This is a genomic window from Kamptonema formosum PCC 6407, assembly GCF_000332155.1.
Classification (GTDB): Bacteria; Cyanobacteriota; Cyanobacteriia; order Cyanobacteriales; family Microcoleaceae; genus Kamptonema; species Kamptonema formosum.
In genome coordinates this window covers 2,488,622-2,505,804 of record NZ_KB235904.1, presented here as the reverse complement: position 1 = coordinate 2,505,804, position 17,183 = coordinate 2,488,622, and the positions used below count along the sequence as shown (strand labels likewise).

Annotated in this window: 19 protein-coding genes and 1 other annotated feature (1 of these 20 cut by a window edge); of the genes, 9 read left to right on the top strand and 10 right to left on the bottom strand. The window is 43.4% G+C overall.

Annotation, left to right across the window (positions count from 1 at the left end; translation table 11 throughout):
* Positions 1-191: a sequence feature (most likely nonfunctional fraction of RNA operon), on the bottom strand; it reaches 482 nt to the left of the window's first position.
* A 455-nt stretch (positions 192-646) separates the two neighbouring features.
* From OSCIL6407_RS0128165 to OSCIL6407_RS0128145, 5 genes are all read left to right on the top strand, one after another.
* Complete coding sequence (locus OSCIL6407_RS0128165) at positions 647-1,885, top strand: ABC transporter substrate-binding protein (protein WP_007353436.1); 1,239 nt, start codon at positions 647-649, stop codon at positions 1,883-1,885.
* Between the two features lie 20 nt (positions 1,886-1,905).
* The gene (locus OSCIL6407_RS31355) at positions 1,906-2,796 is read left to right on the top strand and encodes a DUF2252 family protein (protein ID WP_019487954.1); all 891 of its coding nucleotides are present in this window, start codon (positions 1,906-1,908) and stop codon (positions 2,794-2,796) included.
* Positions 2,797-2,806: 10 nt separating this feature from the next.
* Entirely contained in the window at positions 2,807-3,757 is a 951-nt protein-coding gene (locus OSCIL6407_RS0128155; protein ID WP_007353438.1) for a branched-chain amino acid ABC transporter permease, read from the top strand.
* A gap of 94 nt (positions 3,758-3,851) precedes the next feature.
* Positions 3,852-4,778, top strand: coding sequence for a branched-chain amino acid ABC transporter permease (locus tag OSCIL6407_RS0128150; RefSeq protein ID WP_007353439.1), 927 nt, complete (start codon positions 3,852-3,854; stop codon positions 4,776-4,778).
* Positions 4,779-4,907: 129 nt separating this feature from the next.
* Positions 4,908-5,438 carry a DUF937 domain-containing protein gene (locus OSCIL6407_RS0128145; RefSeq protein WP_007353440.1) on the top strand — a complete coding sequence of 177 codons (531 nt, stop codon included), beginning with the start codon at positions 4,908-4,910 and terminating at the stop codon, positions 5,436-5,438.
* Positions 5,439-5,673: 235 nt separating this feature from the next.
* Here the strand turns inward: OSCIL6407_RS0128145 and OSCIL6407_RS0128140 are convergent, their stop codons facing one another.
* Positions 5,674-6,435, bottom strand: coding sequence for a phycobilisome rod-core linker polypeptide (locus OSCIL6407_RS0128140; protein ID WP_007353441.1), 762 nt, complete (start codon positions 6,433-6,435; stop codon positions 5,674-5,676).
* 411 nt (positions 6,436-6,846) lie between these two features.
* Complete coding sequence (locus OSCIL6407_RS0128135; RefSeq protein ID WP_007353442.1) at positions 6,847-7,440, bottom strand: phycobiliprotein lyase; 594 nt, start codon at positions 7,438-7,440, stop codon at positions 6,847-6,849.
* Positions 7,441-7,658: 218 nt separating this feature from the next.
* On the opposite strand from OSCIL6407_RS0128135, the gene OSCIL6407_RS0128130 reads away from it, so the two are divergent.
* Positions 7,659-7,826 carry an NblA/ycf18 family protein gene (locus tag OSCIL6407_RS0128130; RefSeq protein ID WP_007353443.1) on the top strand — a complete coding sequence of 56 codons (168 nt, stop codon included), beginning with the start codon at positions 7,659-7,661 and terminating at the stop codon, positions 7,824-7,826.
* A 182-nt stretch (positions 7,827-8,008) separates the two neighbouring features.
* Here the strand turns inward: OSCIL6407_RS0128130 and OSCIL6407_RS35010 are convergent, their stop codons facing one another.
* From OSCIL6407_RS35010 to psaK, 5 genes are all read right to left on the bottom strand, one after another.
* Positions 8,009-8,314 (bottom strand): hypothetical protein, encoded by a 306-nt coding sequence (locus OSCIL6407_RS35010; RefSeq protein WP_019487953.1) that lies wholly within the window; start codon positions 8,312-8,314, stop codon positions 8,009-8,011.
* A 194-nt stretch (positions 8,315-8,508) separates the two neighbouring features.
* Entirely contained in the window at positions 8,509-8,757 is a 249-nt protein-coding gene (locus OSCIL6407_RS0128120) for a hypothetical protein (protein ID WP_019487952.1), read from the bottom strand.
* Positions 8,754-8,975, bottom strand: a complete 222-nt coding sequence (locus tag OSCIL6407_RS0128115; protein WP_019487951.1) for a hypothetical protein — start codon at positions 8,973-8,975, stop codon at positions 8,754-8,756. Before OSCIL6407_RS0128115 ends, OSCIL6407_RS0128120 begins: the two co-directional genes overlap by 4 nt.
* Positions 8,976-9,047: 72 nt before the next feature.
* Positions 9,048-9,284: a hypothetical protein gene (locus OSCIL6407_RS0128110; RefSeq protein ID WP_007353159.1), complete on the bottom strand. Its 237-nt coding sequence runs from the start codon at positions 9,282-9,284 to the stop codon at positions 9,048-9,050.
* Between the two features lie 227 nt (positions 9,285-9,511).
* Positions 9,512-9,799 (bottom strand): photosystem I reaction center subunit PsaK, encoded by a 288-nt coding sequence (gene psaK / locus OSCIL6407_RS0128105; RefSeq protein ID WP_007353160.1) that lies wholly within the window; start codon positions 9,797-9,799, stop codon positions 9,512-9,514.
* A gap of 259 nt (positions 9,800-10,058) precedes the next feature.
* Between psaK and OSCIL6407_RS0128100 the strand changes: the two genes are divergently transcribed.
* Positions 10,059-10,748, top strand: coding sequence for a phosphoribosylanthranilate isomerase (locus OSCIL6407_RS0128100; protein ID WP_007353161.1), 690 nt, complete (start codon positions 10,059-10,061; stop codon positions 10,746-10,748).
* On the opposite strand, the gene OSCIL6407_RS33075 is transcribed toward OSCIL6407_RS0128100, so the two are convergent.
* On the bottom strand, positions 10,681-10,977 hold the full coding sequence (locus tag OSCIL6407_RS33075) for an acylphosphatase (protein ID WP_007353162.1): 297 nt from the start codon (positions 10,975-10,977) through the stop codon (positions 10,681-10,683). The genes OSCIL6407_RS0128100 and OSCIL6407_RS33075 overlap by 68 nt on opposite strands.
* A gap of 130 nt (positions 10,978-11,107) precedes the next feature.
* Here OSCIL6407_RS33075 and OSCIL6407_RS0128095 point away from each other — a divergent pair, with 130 nt between their 5' ends.
* Entirely contained in the window at positions 11,108-12,415 is a 1,308-nt protein-coding gene (locus OSCIL6407_RS0128095; RefSeq protein ID WP_007353163.1) for a HEAT repeat domain-containing protein, read from the top strand.
* A 148-nt stretch (positions 12,416-12,563) separates the two neighbouring features.
* Here the strand turns inward: OSCIL6407_RS0128095 and OSCIL6407_RS0128090 are convergent, their stop codons facing one another.
* The gene (locus OSCIL6407_RS0128090) at positions 12,564-14,528 is read right to left on the bottom strand and encodes a BamA/OMP85 family outer membrane protein (protein ID WP_007353164.1); all 1,965 of its coding nucleotides are present in this window, start codon (positions 14,526-14,528) and stop codon (positions 12,564-12,566) included.
* Between the two features lie 128 nt (positions 14,529-14,656).
* Complete coding sequence (locus tag OSCIL6407_RS33070; protein WP_007353165.1) at positions 14,657-14,857, bottom strand: hypothetical protein; 201 nt, start codon at positions 14,855-14,857, stop codon at positions 14,657-14,659.
* 673 nt (positions 14,858-15,530) lie between these two features.
* Between OSCIL6407_RS33070 and OSCIL6407_RS0128075 the strand changes: the two genes are divergently transcribed.
* Positions 15,531-17,006 (top strand): ATP-binding protein, encoded by a 1,476-nt coding sequence (locus OSCIL6407_RS0128075; protein ID WP_007353166.1) that lies wholly within the window; start codon positions 15,531-15,533, stop codon positions 17,004-17,006.
* The last annotated feature ends 177 nt before the right edge of the window (positions 17,007-17,183 follow it).

Sequence of the window (17,183 nt, the reverse complement as noted above, 5' to 3'; positions counted from 1 at the left end):
CATCAACAGGCGATAAATCTTTTCCCTTGCGGTACATCCGGGATTAGCAGCGGTTTCCCACTGTTGTCCCAGTCCTGTTGGCAGATTCTCACGCGTTACTCACCCGTCCGCCACTAATGTATTGCTACACCCGTTCGACTTGCATGTGTTAAGCAGACCGCCAGCGTTCATCCTGAGCCAGGATCAAACTCTCCGTGATGAAACGAAGTTAGTTCTTTAGGCTCTCTCTTACTCATTAAGTAAGAGATTCTCGTTTTTTTGTTTTTGGGTGTTGAGTTTTCACTCTCGACCCGTTATAATTTTGACGAGGTTTAAATAGTGCTTCGTGCTTTCAAACTATTGATTTTTCTAGGTTCGGGGCGCTTCGGGTCAGTTGCCTTTCCTTCTGGCGCTTTATTAATCTAACCCGACTGCCAAGGAATGTCAAGCGTTTTGGCAAAGTTTTTTTGACTTTTTTTGGAGTCAATCCCAGTAAGGCTTCTACCCGCTGAGCTGGCTGGGAATTATCGCAACCATTCTCTACATTTTCTCTCTTTTCCCTTTTTACCCCTCTCTTCCTTTATTCCGATCTTGGTTCCGATCTTGGTTTGAACCCTTAGCTAGGTAAAATATGGCGACATACATATATGTGTTTTACCTAGAGCTTATGAAAAAGCCTGCTGTTCATCCCTTCACTTTGTTTGCTACCTGTGCTTCACTGCTGATTGCCTGTGGTCAAGCGAACACAAGCTCAACATCCACAACAACATCTCCCACAACTTCAACCTCCCCTTCTTCACCTGTAGCGGCTTCAGCCATTCCCATCGGGATTGGGGTGGCACAAACCAGCAACGTTGCTTTACTGGGTCAGGAGGAAGTTGCGGGCGCGAAAATTGCAGAAAAATATTTCAATGACAAGGGTGGGATTGATGGGATTCCGATTAAATTGGTGTTCCAAGACACGGGGGGGGATGAACAGGGCGCAATCAACGCTTTTCAAACTCTGATCAATCAGGATAAAGTTGTGGGTATTGTTGGCCCCACCCTTTCCCAGCAAGCTTTTAGTGCCGATCCAATTGCCGATCGCGCCAAAGTGCCAGTATTAGCCCCCTCTAACACAGCTAAAGGTATTCCAGAAATCGGTGAATATATAGCTCGCGTCTCGGCACCTGTGGCGGTGGTAGCCCCCAATGCGATCGCAGCGGCCCTTAAGCAAAATCCCAACATTAAAAAAGTGGCTGTGTTTTTTGCACAGAATGATGCTTTTAGTAAATCTGAGACTGAAACTTTTCAGAAAACTGTCAAAGATAAGGGGCTAGAATTGACAACGGTGCAAAAATTCTTGACTACTGATACTGACTTTCAATCCCAAGCAACTAATGCTATTAACGTGCAACCAGATTTGATTATTATTTCTGGGTTGGCAGCCGATGGGGGCAACTTAATTAAACAGTTGCGAGAACTTGGTTATAAAGGGATTATCATTGGTGGTAATGGTTTAAATACTTCCAATGTATTGTCAGTATGTAAAGCGCTGTGCGATGGTGTTTTGATTGCTCAAGCCTATAGCCCTGAGCATGAAAATGAAGTTAACAAAGCGTTCCGAGAGGCTTATCGTAGCCAATTTAAGAAAGAACCTCCTCAATTTAGCGCTCAAGCTTTCACTGGAGTTCAGGTTTTTGTTGAGGCATTAAAAGCTGTAAATGCTAAATCCAACATTACTGCTCAGCCCTTGGCCGATTTGCGTACTAATTTGAATTCGCAATTGTTGATTGGGAAATATGACACGCCTTTGGGTGAAATTTCTTTCACGCCTCAAGGAGAAATCAATCAGAAAGCATTTTACGTAGCACAGATTAAAATGGATGCAGATGGAGTTAATGGAAAATTTGTATTTTTGAAGTAACTCGTTTTCTTACTAGCATTTTGATCGGTGCGGGTACGCTAGGAGTAAATCAATCGGAAGCAATTAGTTTGTGTCATTGCTTTCTCAAGGCTTATACTGATGCTTTGGCATCAGGAACTGCTCGTACTGTAGAGGCGGCGACGGCTGAGGGGATGGTTGCAGATTTATTAGAGAGTTTGAAACTACGCCGTCGGAAAGATTTTTTGGATCGGCGGACGGAAGAGAAAAAAGGCAAACGTCGTTTTATTATTGATAATAAACGCACGGCTTCTGTATCTTCAGATGAGCGATTGTTGCTTGAATCTTTGGTAAAAAATTGGGCAGCTAAGCAGCAAAACCCTGATTTTTTTGAGGTATTGGATGTGGGAGTACGAATTGCTGGAACTGGCAGTTTAGGAGTAAAGCGCTATGCGATCTTAGTTGAAGGGAAAGGTTCTCCTGACGATAACTATTTGCTCGATATCAAACAAGCACTCCCATCTTCTCTGACTCCCTATTTAAAGTTGCCACAACCTAAATGGGTTAATGAAGCTGAAAGAATTGTTAATATCCAAAAGCGGATGGAAGCTATGCCGCAATCTTGGGTTTCACCAGTAGAAATGGAGGGCAAACCATTTGTTTTGCGGGGGTTACAGCCTACTCAAGATAAGGTGAGTTTAGATCAATGGAATGGGAAGTTAGGGCGGTTAGAAAAGGTGCTGAAAACGATGGGGCAAATAACGGCTTGGAATCAGCTACGCAGTAGTGGTCGTCAAGGATCGGCAATCGCAGATGAGCTAATTTATTGGGCGGAAAATGTTTCTCAATGGCAGAGTTATTTGTTGGATTATGCTCAAGCATATTTTAACAAAGTAGAAGCAAATTATAAAGAATTTTCTGCGGCAATTGTTGAAGAAAAGTCTCCGCTGTAAAAGAGGGAATGTGGACATCACTCAATTTATTCAACAATTTCTCAATGGTTTATCGATTGGCAGCGTGTATGCTATTTTTGCTTTGGGCTACACGCTAGTTTTTTCTATTCTGGGAATTATTAATTTTGCTCACGGTGCTGTATTTACGTTGGGGGCCTATTTCACCTATACGCTAATGGGGGGAACTTTTGGTTTTAATGGGTTGCTAGCTAATGCTAAAGGGCCTGTGCAATTGCCTTTTTTTGGAGCGTTAATTATTGGCAGCACGCTAGCTGGTTTGGTTGGGGTTACGATCGAAAGGATTGCTTTTAGACCATTACGCCAACGACAATCTGACCCGCTATTGACAGTGGTTTCTAGTTTAGGGGTGGCTGTTGCGATCGCGAATATCATTCAATATCTGGTTGGAGCGGAAATTTACACATTTCCTGCTAATACTTATGGGAATTTACCTGCGGCAATTAACTTTGGAACATTGGATAAACCAATTCCAATTCGCACTGTTCAGGTGGTGATTTTTGGGGTATCTATAGTGATTGTAGCTATCTTAACTTACCTGATAAACTTTACTAAGTTTGGTAAGGCGATGCAAGCTGTAGCTGAAGATGATATTACGGCTAGTTTGTTAGGTATTGACACTGATAGGTATATTGTCTTGACATTTTTTGTGAGCAGTTTTTTGGCGGGTTTGGCGGGAACTTTAGTGGGTTCTAGCGTGAGTATTGCAGGGCCATACTTTGGGATTGTTTTTGGTTTGAAGGGTTTGGCAGTAATTGTACTTGGGGGATTGGGGAGTATTCCTGGGGCGGTTTTAGGAGGTTTTGTAATTGGGTTAGTCGAGGCTTTTGTACCTGCGGATTTTTCTGCTTATAAGGATGCTGCGGCTTTTGCTATATTGTTTGTTATGCTTTTGGTGAGACCACAGGGTTTGTTAGGACGGCGGTTTATTCAGAAGGTTTAGAGAAGGAAGAAGGAAGAAGGAAGAAGGAAGAGGGAAGAAGGAAGAGGGAAGTTTGACCAAAATTACCAGTTAATAAATAACAAATACATTATAAATGGCTGATTTTTTTGCTACTTACGGGTTTTTAATTGTTTCAATGCTGTTAGGGGCAATGCTAGGGCTATCTCTTTATTTGCCGTTGATGACTGGGCAATTATCTTTAGCTAGTCCTGGTTTTTATGCTTTGGGTGGTTATATTGCCGCAATTCTTTCTACTACGGTATTTAAGCAAACAGGCAATTTATTTCCTTTGCCGTTCCTGTTGTTGGAAATGTTAATTGCTGGTATTATCAGTGGTTGTTTGGGAATTTTTGTAGGGGTTCCTGCTTTGCGATTGCGGGGAATTTATTTAGCAATTGCAACGATTGCTTTTGTAGAAATTCTGCGGGTTTTATCGCTAAATTTGGATATCACTGGGGGCGCGGTGGGGATTTTTGGGATTCCTCAACCTTTTGGCACACCGATTGAGTATTTGTGGGTTGCAGTGCCTTTACTATTAGTAAGTATGGCACTTCTTTATCGCCTTGAACGTATCCGCGTAGGTCGTGCTTTTGCGGCTATTCGTGCGGATGAATTGGTGGCTGATGCGATTGGGATTAATCCGACTTTTTATAAAGTTTTAGCTTTTACTTTGGGTGCGATTTTGGCGGGGGTTGTGGGTGCGGTTAGCGCTCACTTTCTTAATACTTGGAATGCTCGTCAAGGTACTTTTGATGCTAGTATTATTTATTTAACTTCGGTGTTAATTGGTGGGAATAGAACGTTTTTAGGCCCGGTGTTAGGGGGGATGGTGTTTACGGCTTTGCCGGAGGTTTTGAGGGCGCTGGCAGCTACGGCGGGTTTACCGATTTGGTTGGCGCAATTTTTGCGGGATGGGCGGTTAATTATTTTTGGGTTGTTGATTGTTTTGGGGACGATATTTTTTCCTCAAGGGTTAGTTACGCCGGAGTTGTTTAAGAAGTGGAGGAGGGGCGATTCATAGAGGAATTGTTTAGTCCTCAATTCTCAAACCTTTAATTTGATTAAAGTCAGAAAGATAATGATTTATGATGTAAAGGGTTTAATGAGTAAATACTCTAGAATTTAGCAATGAGACAGGGAGGTTGAAACTATGGGACTATTCGATCAAATTTTGGGCGCGATCGACAATCCAAATCAGCAGGCTAGTCCAAATCAGTTGGATAATATTGTTGGTACTGTCCAACAACTGAGCAATAACTATGGTGTTGAGCCGGGAATGGCTCAAATGGCAGTATCGATGTTAGGGGGTTATGTGCGCTCGGCTTTGCAAGATGTGCGATCGCAGTCTGGTAACGCTCAAGCTCAAGCAATTGTCAATCAATACAGCGGTACAACTCCCAATATTCAAGCCGTTCAGAGTTTATTTAATTCTAACCAGGTAACGCAAATTACTGAGGCGATCGCTCAAAGAACAGGTATCGATCCGGGGACAATTCAAGCTATGATTCCTGTCTTGATTCCTCTGGTACTTAATTTACTGCAAATGGGCAGTAATGCTCAAGATCCGCAGCAAGGCCAAAATTCGCTGTTGAGTTCCTTTTTAGATGCCGATGGCGATAATGATGTCGATATTGGAGATGCGATGATGTTGGCGGGGCGTTTTTTAAATCAACCGCGTTAGATGATATAGCAACCGTCACAACAGTTAGGACACTCGCTTATGGCTGACACTATTGACTCTCTTTCCCTCTTTCCCTAGCCCCTAGCCCCTCTAAAAAATTATGAGTTCTGAGTTTTGGATTCTGAGTTAACAAAAACTCAAACCTCAAAACTCAAAACTCAAAATCCAGAAAGTCACATCTGATAGATTCAGTTAGCTTTCTGGCGCTCTGGAATCTGGCAAGCAAGAGCAAATTTTATCGGCGGCGGTAAGGAACCGTAGTTGCGATATTGAGATTTGCCAAAGGCACTCGCGACGGCGGAGCCGCAGGTACCGGCATCTGCCGTGCCATATTCAAATACTGCGACGGATCGCCAGCCTTTGCCTGTTGTTCTTGAGGAACAAAACGACGCACGCTTGTCTGCCAAATCATTTGCGGGAAGCCCAACTGCGAGCGGTGGTATTCACCGTAGCGAGGGGTTTTCAGGTTAAAAGGTGTGTCCCCTACATTCCGTTGGGGCAACACCCGCCGCTGCTGATAAGGTACCTTATCGTAGCCAAAGATGTTCAGGTACTCTTCGCTGTTGAGCAAGTCATCGATGAAACCTTGGGGCCCCTTGTTGACAACCACAATTGACCAAGCGATCTTTTCACGATTGCTGTAAACATCGCGACCTAAAATGCGCTGTACGCACATTTCCACAAAGCGGTAGTTGCTGTTGGTTTGATAATTCCGACGCAGGAAGGGATCGGAAGTAGCTAAACCCCGGATGAAGTCCCGTACCGTAATTTGGCCGCACTTAAGTTGCGATTCCAAGGCTACCTGGCGGTTGCTTTTCAGCATCTGGTGTTCGCTATAAATCTGGCGATAGGCGGCCCAAATCAAACCTTCTATGTCCCCTGAACTCAGGACATTTTCAGTTGTAAAAATTCTGGGCTGCTCGTCGCTCCGGGTTTCAAAATCAGAAACACGCTGGTTTTGGCTCTTAGGGCTGTAGCTTAATAAAGGAAGCGCCACGTTACAATCTCCGTAATCTTAATTTTCAGAAGTTGTTGACACTTTGACTATCCCCGCTCTGAAGACACGGGGATTCATTTCGACTTAGAGAGTTGCTCTAGCTAGGGATGTCAAAGTCCCTTTACTGAACTTACTCCACTTAGGTTAACAGCCTAAGTTCGCCGCTAGTTTTATCAACAGCTAGTGTATTGCTACAACTAGCCATCATTACAGGGTAGGGGATTCTAGCAATCTAAATCTTATTTTTCTGAAATTACGCAACAATCTTTAACATTTTTTGACGTTGGCAGACAGGGGAGGTAGGGGGTAGAAAGGCAAGAAGCCAGAGGGACAGAGGGACAGAGGGGAAGGGGGAATTTCTGACTGTTGCCAGTCAAAACTCAAAACTCAAAACTCCCCATTCTCTCTTCCCTACCAGCCAAGAGCGGAGTAAAACTGCTCTGTTGCGACTTCATCCTGTGGAGGAGCATCTGCCTGAGACTCTGGTTCCACCCGGATTTCCGTGCAGAAAGTAGAGGTGCTAAAGCCGCCGAAGCGTTTGACTGAGCTTGTCCGCATCCGCACATTGGGGTTAGTAAACCAGAAGCGCTCGATCGAGCTCATGGTTTCGTATTCTGTAATTAAGACCAACCCATCCTCAGCATCCATCTCATAGCGTCCAGCTACGGGCATGATTTCCGCATAGCCGCGCTCTCGCAGCATCAAACCTTGTCTGGGATTTTCTGCATCGGGTACGATCGCAAACACTGTAGACCCCTTGTGATTTTCGTCTTCCTTGTCCCAGGCCATTGACCCGTGCCAAGTCACAAAAGCACCACCTGCCGCCTGAGTAGGCTCAACTTCGTGCATCGCGCAGATTTCTGCGACTCGCGGATCGTCCGCCGCCAGCGCTGTCACCTCTATATTTGAATCTCCCAATTCCGCTTGTCGGAAGGCAAGGTGATGGATGCTGCGCTGCGATCGCCACAGGCCAGCACTTCTTTGAAAAAACTCCATTGCGTCCATTAGACTAGCTCCTTTGGCTCATCCTGCCTGGTTTTCACCCTTTTATGATAGGGCCATACACACTTAGATGTACTTTTGCTACATAGATAAGTCCAAAAATGTTTACTTTGGACAGATTGTCAATACTATGTAACTATAATTTACAATTAAGGGGATACAAAGAACCCAAGCCAACGTCGTTCTTAAAATATCTCCCTTATAGATTGGAGGAGTGAACTATGGAAATGCCCACAGGTCTTAGCTTAGAACAACAATTCAAACTGCAAGTTTTGCGCGATGAAGTCAAGCACCTGAGTCTAGAGCAAGCTCAAGAGTATCTAGTCGAAGTGCTCAGGCAAAGTATGGTTAAAGAAAACTTGTACAAGAATTGGTTGAAAAGTGCTTGAGTGCGAAACTAATTGAAGATCGCGTCTACATAAACAACGTCCGCATCTACGGACTCCCTAACCCGCCTTCGCGGGTTTTGTTTGTTTAGGGAAGATGTTTTAGCAGCACCAGGAAACTTCTTCAATAGCCCAAATTCTTTTACGGGAGAGCTATTTTCTCGGATTACCCCTAGTTTGTCACTCTAGGCAGAAGAAAATTGGTGAATAGCATTTAATTTAGTCCCTGTTAAGGCATTAGCACAGAGATTAACCAGACCAATTAAAGTATTAAAGCTACTAACTAATAGAGGAGCTTGCATTACCTTCAACCAAGGTTCAACTAATTTGAGGGCTAATAGTGGTAATAATAGTAATTGCATATTATTTAGCATTGATTTCCAGCCTTGATTGAAATCCCAGTCTGGATGTTCAGCTAGATAACTATTCAGTTCAGATTGACAAGTTGATAAGTCAGATAATTCCGAAGGCTGAGTTGAAATAGCCCTCATACTAACTAATAGAAAAGCACAACAAATAGCTGACCACCATTTAGCAATATCATTATATTTAGTTACATGAAAGTCCGACCAACCTAATTCAGATTTGCTTTGTCTAAATCCATATTCAATCCAAGTTTTTTCTCCATAAATATTGCCTACATCTTGATATTTAATTTTGCCAATATCAATAGTCCGGACAGTTTTTAAGCAGCCAGAGTACCATAAGACAAGACTGAAGGGAGGTTAGGATGATTTAAAATCAAGTCCTTGTCTAAATCTAACTTGCTAATAAATGTAGAAAGTAGATGCCGATTGAATTCCAAGCGTTTATAAGAGGCCATTGAAAATACGGCGATACCATTATAAAAATAAGCTTTTCCCTCAGTCTTTTTACCACTTTTTCTCAGAAAAGAACAATCAATAACGGCAATAACTGTGCGCTCTTGATTCAAGGCTTTTTAATAAAAAGTTTAGAGAAGTGAGACCAGTCAAACTTTTGGAAAAATTGCCGCCGATAAGTTTTTTCATTGGCAGAACTATAACGACCCAGGTTGGTGAATTTCACTTTGGCATAAACCAGCACGATTGTGGAAAGTAAAGTCATTATAAACTTTTTTTGGGCTTGACTCACCCCTGACATTTGTTGTAAAATGGATTCAATAATATTCATGTATGCAGTCTGTTAAGTTGGTGTGCTTTTTTAGCTTAACTTAAAGAGTGTCTTTTTTTCTGCCTTTTAGATTCAAATTTTACTGACTCTTTTGTGGGCTTTCGCTTGCCTCTCTACTCCAAAACTGTCCGGAGTATTGATTTTAGATAGTGTTACTAAACTTTTTCTTTTGCTTGGTGTCAAAATCCCCATAATAATTTGCTTAAAGGCTTCATAGCTTCTAACTTCTGGAAATATTTTTTGATAACTCCCACAATATTGATCGATGAAACTAATGGTAGGTTGTGGAATTTTGGGCTGTATCATCATCTATGTCTCCCATTTACACTTCTCTTTCTATTTTACTCTTCCTAGAGTGACAAACTAGGGTTAACATGATTTTTCTACTATTTATAACGCCACCGAATTACCCGGTTTTTGAACCTGCGGGACGGCGGCGTTACATTATGGGTAAGTTCTGAAACGTCTAATTCACAATTAAAACTTGCCGCTCGATTTCCGGCTTTCTAATTTTTAATTGTTAATTTCTGGACGATTTAGAGGACTCCAGCGTTGCCTAAACCTAAGATAACTCCGGCTCCCAGGATGTGACCGAAGCTTGCTGTTGCTAATAATTCAGGTACGCCAAATCCTGTGAACATACCTGGTAGGTCAACGGGTAAAGCTGGGCCTTTGCCTCGGTTGTTCTTGGAAATTCCATAGTAGCCGATCGCGATCGCGAATAGATTGGCAAGAATCATTACTAGCCCTACACCGAGAGACCATTCTGGTGTATGGGGTGTAGTAGATTGACCGACGGCCAAAAGTAAAGCAGAGTAAATCAAGTTCCTAATCTCCTTTGATAAACTTAGAAAGGAATGTGAGTTTAGTCATTGGCACCTAAATTCTGAAAATCCATGAAAAATGGACTCTCTGACCAGAACCAATTTTATATCAACGCCCAAACAGGCTGTCTGGACGGCTGCTTGCTGGGACTAATTGAATGCAAAAATTATAAATAGTGCTTAGCCACAAACTAAAATTTGTTTTAATAGTTAACAATAAGTTTATATTTTGATACAACTGCGGCAGAGAGGTGCGATCGTGCGAGTCAAAATTTGTGGGATTACGAAGCTAGAGCAAGGGCAAGCGATCGCGCAGCTAGGGGCGGGGGCCTTGGGATTTATCTGTGTGCCAGCATCGCCCAGGTATATTCAGCCAGAGTTGATTCGGGCGATCGTCGAGCAGTTACCCCAGAATATCGATCGCATCGGGGTTTTTGCTAATACCACACTAGAAATAATCTGTCAAGTAGTCGATCGGTCTCAATTAAATGGCGTGCAGTTGCATGGAGATGAAAGCCCAGAATTTTGCGATCGCCTCCAGCAGTTTTTACCCGGAGTTGAAATTATCAAAGCTTTGAGAGTAAAAACACCTGAAACTTTAGAGAAAGCCGCTATTTACGCCGCTCATGTTAATACCTTACTGTTAGATGCTTATCATCCTAACCAGCTAGGCGGTACGGGTAAAACGATAGATTGGACGAGTTTAAAACAGTTTCAACCTAGTTGTCCTTGGCTACTTGCCGGCGGTTTAACTCCTGATAATATATTAGCTGCCCTCAAACAACTTCAACCTAGCGGCATTGACCTTTCCAGCGGTTTAGAAATAGCACCGGGAGACAAAGATTTGAGCAAAGTTGCCCGATTATTTGAAGTCATTACAGTTAGAAACGGCGAATTTCAAATCGGCGATCTCCCTCCGGTTCTTCATACTCGATCGCCACATCTTTAACTACAGCACCCATCGGCCCAATGCGACACCAGGAAATCATCGATTGCACGGCTTCTATACTTCCTTCAAACACAGCTTCTACCCTGCCGTCGGCAAGATTTCGTACCCAACCATTCACGCCAAATCGCTTGGCGTAATTCATAGTTGAGTAACGATAGCCAACACCTTGAACAGTTCCCGAAACAAAAACATGAGCGCGAGTGGTGGGAGTTGGTAATGGGTGTTCCATTGAGACACGACTGCGAAGTGGCTTTGGAGAGGTAGCAGTTTAGCAATTTTTATACTTTGCCATCTCTTCAATACTGTATCATTAGTTAAACAGAAAAGCAGGCGCACTTCAAACTGGAGGGTTTTCACTGATGATTTTAGTAATAGCAGCACTCATAAGTTTTTTGGCGGGATTGGCAGTTGCCTACTGGTTGGTAGAAAAGAGATTGCAGCAGCACAAGCAAAACCAAAGCGAGCAAACTCGCAGAATATCCGAGGACATGGAAAGAACCCACCAGTCTCGGATGCAAGAAACTATCAAATCCCTACAAGCGGGAGAGGAAAACCGCCGCCGACAAATCACAGAAGAATTAGAACAAGTTCATAATTCACGGCTACAGGAAACGATACAATCCTTACAAGACCAACACAATATTCAGTTAGTCCAAGTCACTGATGAATTGCAGAAAACCTATGAAGACAGGATGCAATCAGCCATACAATCTCTGCAAGATAGACATCAGAGCGAGTTAAAACAAACCACTGAAGAATTACAGGCTCGCGAAGCTCAGATGCAGGCAACTATCAGTGAATTGCAAGCACAATACGAAACTCAATTAATGCAAGCTGCTGAAGAATTAGCTAGAACTTATGAAGCTCAGAAACAATCAGCTATCAATCTGCTGCAAGAGGAATACGAAAATGATTTAAGATTAGCCGCAGAGAAATCCCAAGCTCACGAGGCTCAGATGCAGGGAAATACCAGACTACTGCAAGAACATTATGAAACTCAGTTAAAAAATGCCAATGAGGAGTTGCAAAACCATGAAGGTTATACACAACAAACGGTCAGGATGTTACAAAACCATTATGAAAGTCAGTTAGGAGAACAAAATCCAGCTTGGCAATCACAGCCCTCAGAGACAGCAACTCCTGAGTTTGTGGAATCACCACAATTAGAGACGGTAACTCCTACTTATTCTGTCCCTTTGGAGCCGGAAATTGAAGAGCAGAAAGTCCCAACATTGAACTTCACTGCTAAAGCATTAGTTCAGGAATTAGATAATAAAATTATAGCTTGGGGAGATTCCCGTCAAATCAGTTTTGTTCCTCAGTTAATCGGGTACTCCCGTCATCAAAGCGCTAATATTCGCAAGTTAACAGCAGCAGCTTTAAGCAAAATTGCTGCTGCTAACGGTTCAAGATCGGAATTGCAGCAGGCAATACCAATATTAGGAAAGCTGAGTAGAGATTTGGAGCCGCAGGTACGCCTATCTGCGGTGGAAGCTTTAGGAGCAATTAAGTCTGATAAAGCGATCCCTTTTCTGCAACAAGCTCTGCGAGATACAGATCGGAATGTTGCTAAATCGGCAAGTGCTGCTCTGAGTAAATTTAGGTATTATCCAGCGAAATCAACGGCAAAAGCTAAAGATTCTAAACTCAAGAAACCTCAGCGTTAATAAGAGCTGTAACTGGAGCAATGTTAGCCAGAATATTCAACCGTCCGTTTAGTCAAACGTTTGTCGAAATGCACGGCAGAAGCCAGGTTTCTGGGTCAATAACAACTAACAACTAACCACTAACAACGAACAATTAACAACTAACAGTTTAAAACCGTTGTCCGGTACCGAAGAGGAATCTTACGCCGCCGCGATCGCTAACTCCGATATCGAAGCGAATTAACCCAAAAGGCGATCGCACTCGTACTCCTACCCCAGCCCCCGCACCCGTCCCAGGTTTGTCCCGGACAATGGCTGGTTCTCCCAATACGCTGTCGCCAGAACCTAAATCTGAGGCAAAATCGACAAATATTACGCCGCCGATATTATTCCTGATGGGGAAGCGATACTCGCCGGAGGCTAAAACGTAGCTGCGGCCAGTGCCAAGAGCTCCCGATGTGTAAGCCCGCACAGAACTGCTACCACCGAGACGGAAAGCTTCTGTGGGTGGGAAGTCGCCAACGATCGTACCCGCTTGCAAGTTAAAGGCAAACATTTCGGGCAAAGCTTCGGGATCGCCTCGACCTATCAATTGTATAGGCACGTATTGTATGTAATTAGCTAATAACCGATTCATTGTGATGTTCCCCCGCCCCAGAGGAATTGACTGTTCTGTACCCAAAGTCAAAATTGAGCCGCTAGTGGGGTTAAAGGGATTGTTGCGCCAGTCGCGGGTGAAAGCTAAGGAGACAGTGTATAATTCGTCAACCCCCGTACCGCTTAAAGTCAGAGGATTTCCTTCTTCATCGCGGCGGGCAATCCTCAAATTGCGATCGCGCGTGCTGATGCTGGTATAGTTCAATCCCAGAGTCCCCTGCCAATCGCCAATCGGTCGGGTGAAATTGACGTTACCGCCCATCCTGATTTCCCGAACTTTGTTGTCGTCGGGTAAATTAACATCTTTGTCAAAAATGTCCGAACTCCGGCGATCGCGAAAAGTGCCGAAACTGTAACCCAAACGATCTTCGCTAGCCAGATAGGGACTCGTGAACCGCAGATCGTACTCAAAGTCTCGGATACTAGGCTGGAAAAGCAGCGATACTCGCTGGCTGCGGCCGATTATTTGCCGAACTCCCAAAATTACAAACACCCCAAGGTCATCGCTATAACCGCCACCAAAGTTAAAACTGCGGGGCTGACCTTCTGTGACGTTGTAGATGACATCGATATCAGTACCGACTTGTACTGTGGAAACTGTGACCTTGGAAAATAAAGCCAATTGCCGCAACTGCTGCAAATCTCTGCGGACTGCTTCCTGACTGTAATTGTCCCCGGCTTTGAGTTGGATTTCGCTGCGGATGAAATCTTCTGAAATCCGCCCCTGAATTGGGTTGCCCCCTTTATCTACTGCTTCGCCTTTGGAGTTGACGAAGCGGACTTGTACTTCTCTGACATAAGCGCCTTCGACATCTTGAGCGATCGCTCCCTCATCTATACTCATTTGTACGCTACCGCCGAGTTCTTGGGCGCTACTGTTGAATACTTGGGTGCTTTGGCTGCTGGAGAGTGAGGGAATGGGGCTGGCGATGCTTTGGGTTGGTGTCGCGATCGCGGATTTAAAATCTTTAGGCAGAGCTTTTTTTGCTGCGATCGTTACCGTCTCTACATTATTCTCAATCAGTCGATTATTCTCAATCAGTCGATTATTCTCAATCAGTCGATTATTCTCAATCAGTCCGCCAAGCCTGGGCGAATAGAATTCGCGGCTACACAAACCAAGTCCGCCTGCGCGGACTGAAGAGGGAGATATAATTTTACAACCCGCGTCGGCGGGTTGTGTCTGTGCAGATGCGGTTTCAACCGTCTGGTTTTTAATAGTGCTTGGATATTTTGTATCAATCTCAGCAACAGCCATCTTACCTGTTTCACAAGAGCTAATTTTCTTGTGGGAGAGGCATCTTGCCTTTGCGACCAAAGCCTTGGTCAGAATTGTCGGCGTTTGGGCTGTCGCTGTCGGCAGATGGCTGGCTTTTGGTTCGAGGGCTGAGGATTGGGCGATCGCTAAACCCGCATTCGTTAACCCGCTTCCCATCAAGGTCGCTAAAGTCAAAACTATAACTGTTGGAGTACGCATATAAATTAGATTTAAGCCACTTCCAAGGAATATTAGCGAAAATCTGCCAAAAAGCATACTCCCCCAAAGTGAGAAGCGATCGCGTAAATTTTGGAAATCGCGATCGCAAAGAGAGAAAAATTCACCAGCTAAAGAGCTTGTCGAGACACCCGTTTCTCAAAATGAGCTTGAGTCTGTTGCAACAGATGTTCGCGGCTATCTTTAGCCTGCGTAATATTGGGGACTAAGTTACGAGCCTGTAAAGTCATGTGAAGTTGTAGATGAGCCACGTACTCACTGACATCTTCACGCAATGAGCAAGCCGGATATTCTGTCAACTGCGAGTTCAAAGTGTTCTCCTTCCCTTATGCTGCGTCGTTTTCAGACCACCATTGAAGGTATCACAGGACTCTCGTTATGTTTCTAGTTTGCAATAAAGTTTAATCTTTGAGAGTATTTTATAGTTACAATTATTTACAAACCCTGACATGACAGCAAGGTTATTTACAAACCCTGACATGACAACAAGGTAGTAGGAAGCGATCGTAGATTTAGTCTAGAGCAGCCAACGCCTAGCACATAATCGACTTAAAGTCAATAGCATCAGCAAAAGGCAGGAGGTCGATCTTTTGAAGTTAACTCAACAATACAGATTGTATCAATAATTTGGAGAATTGGGATTATTGTGCAATTTGTGGAAAGTTCTAAGCAGAAGAAAGAAGGAGAGGATGAGGCACTCAATCTAGCTACTCTGATATTTGCTGGCCCTCAACCTTGGCTACCGGATTTCTTTTAAACAAATGTTCGTAGCAAACGGTTTAATAATTCTTGCAGTGATAGCTTTCGCCCTCACTGCAAGTCCAGCTATTTACAGTAAAAATTTGTGATTAAAGATACCGTTTGATCGGATCGAGTAACTAAAAATATTTTTTCAGGATATCATTGTACAAAATGTTTAACAGGGTAGAAAAACATTACATTATTATGAACTCTAAAAACTTATGTCCTCTCAAACTATTACTTATGTTAGAATTCACTAAATACTTTAATTTAGATGACATCTGGGCTGCCCGCAAAATTAGTGCGGCTGTTGTGAATATTAGCGGTCGGCAGCGAATGCTTTCCCAGCGAATAGCCTTTCTGTCTTTAAAGTTAGTTTGCTCTCAAGTTCCGACTGTTAGGGTAAAACTGCGTACCGACTTGCTCGATGCCATAAATCTTATGGAAAAGTCCCACAATGGCTTAATTAATGGCGATCGTAGCATGAATTTACCAGGTCAGAGTTCAAAGGTCGTCAAAGCGATGTATTTTGAGCCACCTTGGAATCTAGACCAACAAGTACGCGATTATATTACTAAAGTCAGAGATTTAGTACAATCCCCAGATATAGAATTAGAACCAAATAATCCCCATTTAAACTACATTGTCACCGCTGCTTATGGTCGGTTATTAGAATCATTGGATGCAGTAGTCACTCAATATCAACACGAGAGTGAATCCGAACAATTGGAAATGGATATCAAGCACCTCGAACTCTATCAAGAAAGTTGTGCTGCCACTACTCAAGCGGAAGCACAAGCGGCTGAACTTGAGAAAGCACTGATCGGACTCAAACAAGCTCAAGCTAAACTATTACACAGCGAAAAAATGTCTTCACTGGGGCAATTAGTCGCCAGCGTCGCCCACGAAATTAATAACCCCGTCAGTTTCATTTATGGCAACCTTAGCCATGCCGAAGTTTATACCCAAGATTTGTTGCACTTGCTCGAACTCTATCGCGAATACTATTCCGAACCAACTCCTGAAATTCAACAGCATATCAAAGATATTGACCTAGATTTTCTAATTGAAGACTTACCAAAAGTCCTATGTTCTATGCAAATTGGAGCCGATAGGATTCGGCAGATTGTAATGTCTTTGCGGAATTTTTCACGAACAGATGACACTGAAATGAAACAGGTAGATTTGCATGAAGGGATTGACACTACCCTATTAATTTTGCAAAATCGCCTGAAAGCTCACCCGAAACGGCCAATGATTGAAATAGTTAAAGATTATGCTGATTTGCCAATGGTTACGTGCTATGCAGGACAGCTAAATCAAGTGTTTATGAATATTCTTAGCAATGCCATTGATGCTTTGGAAGAAGGGATGGGAAATCGGGAAGAAATAGTAGGCCAAATTATGCCAACAATTCGGATTCGCACTGAAGTTAGCCATCCCGATTATGTGACAGTCCGAATTGCTGATAATGGGCCTGGAATACCCCTAGAAGTAAAATCGCGGGTATTTGACCAATTTTTTACAACGAAGCAAATAGGGAAAGGAACGGGATTGGGATTATCTATTAGTCGTCAAATTTTAGTAGAAAATCACCAAGGATCGCTCCGCTGCGAGTCGCAACCAGGAGAGGGGACGGAGTTCTGGATTGAAATTCCCGTACACCCAATTCAAGAAGGATCGACTGTTCAGCAAAAGTCTAAAGCTTTAAACTATTAGCAATTTATAGAAGAAGGGACTAGGGGCTAGGGACTAGGGACTAGGGAAAGAGGGGGCAGGGGAGATGGGGAAGATGGGGGAGGATGGGGGAGATGAGGGAGATGGGTAATTAGCCATTAGCCATTAGCCATTAGGTATTACCAATTACCAATTACCAATTACCAATTACCAATTACC